The organism is Photobacterium sp. DNB23_23_1 (genome assembly GCF_052873815.1).
The window spans coordinates 34,821-40,883 of sequence record NZ_JBNNXT010000046.1; the positions used below are offsets into that span (position 1 = coordinate 34,821).

The window sequence follows — 6,063 nt, forward strand, 5'->3', positions numbered from 1 at the left end:
TCATGCTGCCGTATTATTTATTGGAAAATTATTATGACCCAAGAAAAGCTCGCGTTGATCAAAAATAGCATCAAATCCATTCCTGATTATCCAAAGCCAGGGATCCTGTTTCGCGATGTGACTAGCCTGATGGAAGATCCAGCCGCTTACCGCGCGACCATGGAGATCCTCATCGATAAATATAAAGGTAAAGGGATCACTAAGGTAATTGGTACTGAGGCGCGTGGCTTTTTGTTCGGTGCCCCTCTGGCTCTTGAATTGGGCGTAGGTTTTGTGCCGGTTCGTAAGCCTGGCAAGTTGCCACGTGAAGTGATTGGTGAGAGCTACGAGCTAGAGTATGGGCAGGATACGCTTGAGATCCACGTCGATGCGATCAAAGAAGGCGACAAGGTTTTGCTGGTCGATGATTTGCTGGCAACCGGTGGCACCATTGAAGCGACAACCAAGCTGGTACGCCGCTTAGGTGGCATCGTTGAAGATGCTGCTTTCGTCATCAACCTACCGGACATTGGTGGCGAAGAGCGACTGAAAGGGATCGACCTGAATGTGTTCAGTATCTGTGATTTCGACGGCCACTAATCATCTTCTTCTGTTTTGGTCATTCAGCTTACCTCTAAGTTATATTTTTCTGTGGTAGCTGGCTAATCATTGGGCGCTCGTTGGAGCGTCCTCTCGCTCAAAAATCCTCCCTGTGCTAGCATTGAGTTCTTGATTCTGTAAGGTTAGTTAACATGAGTTATCAGGTTCTGGCACGTAAATGGCGTCCGCACCAGTTTGATGATGTGGTCGGTCAGTCCCATGTCTTGACGGCACTGGCCAATGCGCTTGCCCATAACCGTCTTCACCATGCCTACTTGTTCAGTGGAACAAGAGGGGTAGGTAAAACCACGATTGCCCGTATTTTTGCCAAGGGCCTGAACTGTGAGCAAGGTGTTACAGCCTCGCCATGTGGCCAGTGCGAAACCTGCCGAGAAATCGATGAAGGTAGATTTGTCGATTTGCTTGAAATTGATGCGGCATCACGTACCAAGGTCGAAGATACCCGAGATCTACTGGATAACGTCCAGTATAAGCCGGCGCGTGGTCGTTACAAGGTATACCTGATTGACGAAGTGCACATGCTCTCTCGTCATAGTTTTAACGCTTTGCTGAAAACGCTTGAAGAGCCGCCTGAGTATGTAAAATTTATTCTGGCGACCACCGACCCGCAAAAACTACCGGTTACTATCCTGTCCCGCTGCCTGCAGTTCCATCTTAAGCACCTGGACAATAGCCAGATCCAGACGCAGTTGGAAAAGGTTCTGGGCGAAGAGCAAGTTGCATTTGATTCTAGGGCACTGGGACTGATCTCTCGTGCCGCCGAAGGCAGTATGCGAGATGCTCTGAGCTTAACCGATCAGGCGATTGCGCTGGGTAATGGCCAGGTTGAGGCGGATGCCGTGTCGGAAATGTTGGGTACTCTCAATACCGAACAGGCTCTTTATCTGCTTGAAACCGTTGCGGGTGGCGAAGCACAGCCTGCGATGGCTTGTTTGGAAGAGCTTGCCTCGGTCGGTGTCGAGTGGGATAGTTTGCTACGTGAAATGGCTACCCAGCTTCACCGTGTTGCGATGCATCAGGCGTTGCCAGCTTCGCTGGATGACAGTGCTCCAGATGCATCGCGAATTAGCACGTTGAGCCAGTCGGTATCACCACAAGAAGTCCAGCTTTGTTACCAGATTGCCCTTCAGGGACGCCAGGATTTGGCTTTTGCCCCTGACGGCCGGACCGGCCTAGAAATGGTGTTACTTCGTATGCTGGCTTTTAGGCCGGTATCGGTTAATGCCGTGACACCGCAGCCTATCGCTGTACCAACAACTCAACCAGCAGCGGCACAGCCGTCGCAGGTACAAGAGCAGGGTATTCAGCGGGTGCAGGCACTGAAAGCACAGATGAATGGCAGTCAGGCGGCGGCTCCGCAGCAGACTATGTCGCCCCAGAGGCAGCCACCACAGGGTCAGCCGCAGAATAACCAACCACAAACCGGTTATGAACAGCCGATGCCAGAGCACCAGCCGCCAGCGGGGTATGATTCAGTCGGTACTGCGCCAGCACCAAGCTATCAGTCATCACCAAGCCATCAGCCAGCACAAACTCAGGTTGCTCCTCAACAGCAAATGGCGCCGACAGCCCCGGCTCAATCCCAGTCTCAACCCTCATCGGCAGCGTCTGGGCTACTGGCGGCAAGAAACCAGCTTCGCAGTAAAAACAAGCGTGACGGCCGTGGGCCGGACAACGGAAAAAAGGGTGAACCGGTACGGGCTACAAAGGTTGCAAGCAGCAGCGTACTTGATCGTATTGCCAGTAAGCAAAATGGTCAGGTAAAGGCGGCTGGAAATGCGATGCCGGTACCGGGTGCACCGATAACAGCGGCAGCGCAGGTTGACGCCATGGAGCCGCGAGGTGATGATTCCTCCGAGTACCGATGGCGCCCGACCATGCTTCCTGAATCGACCGAGACTCAGCAAGTCGTTGCTCCCAAGCTTTTGAAACAAGCCTTAGAGCATGAAAAGACACCTGAAATGGTGAAATTACTTGTCAAGGAAGCAGCAATTCAGGATAGTTGGTCGGATTGGGTGACCAAGCTGCAAGTTGGCCGTATGGTTCAGCAGCTGGCACTTAATTCAGCGTTCGAAAGAGAAGGTAATCAGGTGAAATTATGTCTCCGCCCTTCTCAGCAGCACCTGAATACCCCCAAGGCGCGGGAGCAACTGGCGATGGCAATGAGTGAACTTTTTGCTGAGACCGTGTCGCTAGACGTTGAATTAAATGATAATGGCCGCTCGCCCCTTGAATGGCGTGAGGCGATTTATCAGCAGAAATTGGATCAGGCCAAGCAAAGCTTAATGTCCGATCCGAACGTTAATTTCATTTGTCAGCGGTTTTCTGCTGTACTTGATGAAGATAGCGTAAGACCCTTATAGATTAACCAGACCACAGAGAGAGAAGATATGTTTGGTAAAGGCGGTATGGCTAACATGATGAAGCAGGCGCAACAGATGCAAGAGCGCATGCAGGAAATGCAGGAAGAGATCGCAAATATGGAAGTGACCGGCGAGTCTGGTGCTGGCCTGGTAAAAGTGACTCTAACTGGTAGCCACAGTGTACGTCGCGTTGAGCTGGATGAAAGCTTGATGGAAGACGACAAAGACATGCTAGAAGATCTGATTGCGGCAGCGTTTAACGACGCCGCTCGTCGTATCGAAGAAGCGCAGAAAGAAAAAATGGCAGGCGTAACCGGTGGTATGAACTTACCAGCCGGCTTCAAGATGCCATTCTAATTAATGCGTACCAGTCACTTACTGGAACAACTGATGGAGGCCTTACGGTGCCTGCCTGGGGTCGGTCCCAAGTCAGCGCAACGTATGGCCTTCAGTTTGTTACAGAGAAATCGACAGGGTGGCCTGCAACTGGCTGATGCTCTGAGTAAGGCAATGACCGAGATTGGCCACTGCCGCGACTGCCGCACGTTTACTGAAGAAGAGGTTTGTGCTATTTGCGTTAACCCTCGTCGTCAGGAAAACGGTGAGATCTGTGTGGTGGAATCGCCGGCAGATATCGTGGCGGTTGAAGCAACTGGGCAGTTCTCTGGCCGTTATTTTGTGTTGATGGGACACCTGTCACCACTTGATGGCATTGGCCCTTCGGACATTGGCCTAGATACTTTGGAGTTTCGTTTGCAAAACGAGCCGATTAACGAGTTGATCTTGGCGACGAACCCAACGGTGGAAGGTGAAGCGACCGCTCATTACATTGCTGAGCTATGCAGTGAGTATTCGATTCCAGCCTCACGGATTGCCCATGGCGTGCCTGTCGGTGGTGAACTAGAGCTTGTCGACGGTACGACGTTGTCCCACTCCCTAGCGGGACGGCAAAAACTTTACTGATACATATAAAACTTGTTTTATATAAAGTTATTTAATCAAAATACCAACGTTTATCGTTGGTATTTTTTTGTCTTTTTATTACTTACTTGTCATATCAGTTACTTACAAAGCCAAATTTAGCTGCTTTAGAAGGCTAAAGAAAAATTTAGTTTTCATTTCAAGTTGTTTTCTAATAATTTCTATCAAAATATTCTTTAATAGGATTTTTGTTCATAACTAGTTGTTTTCATGTATTAAATAATAGTGTCACTTGCCGGGAAATAATTATTGAGGGTTGTAAAACAATCGTCATTGCCGGCGTATCAAATAAAAAATTAATACTAAGTTTTCGACTATTTAAGGTCAGGGAACGATTAGGAGTGAACATGAAAAAGACAGTAGTTGCAGCCGTAATCGGCTCGGTAGTGGCTAGCGCATCAGCAATGGCGGCAGAGGTTTATAAATCAGATGATCTATCTGTCAACGTATACGGTAACCTACGTGCCCGTTACGAGACGACAGACAATGGTCATATGGGCGCAGACAGCACTTTCACCGGTGAAGGTACTGAGCTAGGCCTAAGCATCAATTACTTTATGGATAACGGTATGTACATCAATGGTGATGTACTGAAAGAGTTTAACATCATCCCTGAGGATGGTGATGGCTTTGATGATGGAGATTTCTTGAAATTCGGCTCGGTTGCCATCGGTGGTGAGTTCGGTGAGTTCCGCATGGGTCGCATGTCAGCAGTACAAGATACCTTGGCTGGCCAGTACGATATCACGTGGGAATACGGTGGTACGGCAAACATCAAGTCCGATGCCGCTGCAACCGATCGCTTGACCAACGGTATCGAGTATAAGATTGATATCAATGACTTTACGGTTATGGCTCAGTACCACACGGGTACAGAAAGTGACGATATAGACATTGATCAAGCATTTGCATTAGGTGCGGCGTGGAACTCCAACTTCGGTCTAGGTCTATCGGGTACCTACACTCAGTCAGAGCGTACTGAGAAGAGCACCTACGGCGATGATAAAGACACCTCTTGGACGTTGAATGCTACTTATGAATGGCAGGCCTTGTCTCTAGCGGCGATGTACTCTGATTACGATTTCGCGGGTGATGAGCAAACCGGTGTTGGTGCGATGGCGCGCTACGACTTCCCTATGGGCTTCGGTCTGTATGGTGTTTATGACTACGTAGATTACGATACTCAAAACGACAAGCTAAACCAGTACACCATTGGTGCTGATTACTGGTTAACTAGCCAGGTTGTGTCTTACATGGAATACGCTGATCAAGACTATGATAAGGCTAATGCAGGTCAGGACGATAACGCATTCACTATCGGTATGCGTCTGTACTTCTAATTTTATTTAATTGCTAGACTGTTCATTGTGTTTGGGGGAGGCTTGGCTTCCCCCTTTTTTGGTCTCAGCAGTGATACTCTGTCCCCTTTGTAAGAGATCTCTTACAAGCTCGTGAGAAATGAAGGTGATATATATAGGGGTAAATCGACTAGTTTTAAATTAAGCTTCTGTATTTATTGTGATTTTATTGCCTCTTTCTGTTTGTCAATTTTATTGCAAAAGTGAGCTTCACCTGAGGTTGCTATTTTATTCGGCCTACTGGCGTATATTTATAGGTGTCGGAAGGAGCTGACGGAACGGAACAGGAAATACCCAAGGATTGGGGAGTCTCAGGATGAGACCGGTGTACTAGGATGGTATATCGAACAAGGACTGTGAAGGGATAGCCGGGGAACGGCAAAAGGTAAGCAGGATGTTTACCCGTCAGGATGACAAAAGGACCACTTCAGGACGAAGTTAGGGACCCCTCCAGGAAGGATGTTGAGAGTCAGTATAGGATATGCTGGCAGGTCAGGAAGGCCAAAGGACAACTTCAGGACGAAGAATAAAAGGAATATGCTGACGGACTACAGCAATTCAATGGAATGATGCAGGGAGCACCATAGTAGCGGGACTGCTGCATGTAAGACCTAAGGGCGCAACGAAAGTTGCGCCCGTTCTTGTTTAAGAGCGGCAAAAACGGCTCTTGGCCCTAGGCACGAGTAATACCAATCTGGATAAGTAGTTGATCAAGTATTTGCACTGGAAAAATCGTTGTTATCAAGGCAGATATTGCAGTA

At 48.7% G+C, this 6,063-nt stretch carries 5 protein-coding genes; all 5 read left to right on the forward strand.

Going from position 1 to position 6,063, the window contains the following annotated elements; all coding sequences use genetic code 11:
* The first annotated feature begins 33 nt into the window (after positions 1-33).
* Positions 34-579 carry an adenine phosphoribosyltransferase gene (gene apt / locus ACVA53_RS21250; protein ID WP_255040192.1) on the forward strand — a complete coding sequence of 182 codons (546 nt, stop codon included), beginning with the start codon at positions 34-36 and terminating at the stop codon, positions 577-579.
* Between the two features lie 152 nt (positions 580-731).
* On the forward strand, positions 732-2,963 hold the full coding sequence (gene dnaX / locus ACVA53_RS21255; protein ID WP_446506187.1) for a DNA polymerase III subunit gamma/tau: 2,232 nt from the start codon (positions 732-734) through the stop codon (positions 2,961-2,963).
* A gap of 27 nt (positions 2,964-2,990) precedes the next feature.
* The gene (locus ACVA53_RS21260; RefSeq protein WP_107350272.1) at positions 2,991-3,320 is read left to right on the forward strand and encodes a YbaB/EbfC family nucleoid-associated protein; all 330 of its coding nucleotides are present in this window, start codon (positions 2,991-2,993) and stop codon (positions 3,318-3,320) included.
* A gap of 3 nt (positions 3,321-3,323) precedes the next feature.
* Complete coding sequence (gene recR / locus ACVA53_RS21265) at positions 3,324-3,926, forward strand: recombination mediator RecR (protein WP_446506188.1); 603 nt, start codon at positions 3,324-3,326, stop codon at positions 3,924-3,926.
* A 365-nt stretch (positions 3,927-4,291) separates the two neighbouring features.
* The gene (locus tag ACVA53_RS21270; RefSeq protein ID WP_446506189.1) at positions 4,292-5,284 is read left to right on the forward strand and encodes a porin; all 993 of its coding nucleotides are present in this window, start codon (positions 4,292-4,294) and stop codon (positions 5,282-5,284) included.
* Positions 5,285-6,063: the final 779 nt, after the last annotated feature.

Coding starts and splice junctions, on each gene's coding strand:
- ACVA53_RS21260 (WP_107350272.1), top strand. CDS start 2,991: ATGTTTGGTAAAGGCGGTATGGCTAACATGATGAAGCAGGCGCAACAG.
- dnaX (WP_446506187.1), top strand. CDS start 732: ATGAGTTATCAGGTTCTGGCACGTAAATGGCGTCCGCACCAGTTTGAT.
- apt (WP_255040192.1), top strand. CDS start 34: ATGACCCAAGAAAAGCTCGCGTTGATCAAAAATAGCATCAAATCCATT.
- ACVA53_RS21270 (WP_446506189.1), top strand. CDS start 4,292: ATGAAAAAGACAGTAGTTGCAGCCGTAATCGGCTCGGTAGTGGCTAGC.
- recR (WP_446506188.1), top strand. CDS start 3,324: ATGCGTACCAGTCACTTACTGGAACAACTGATGGAGGCCTTACGGTGC.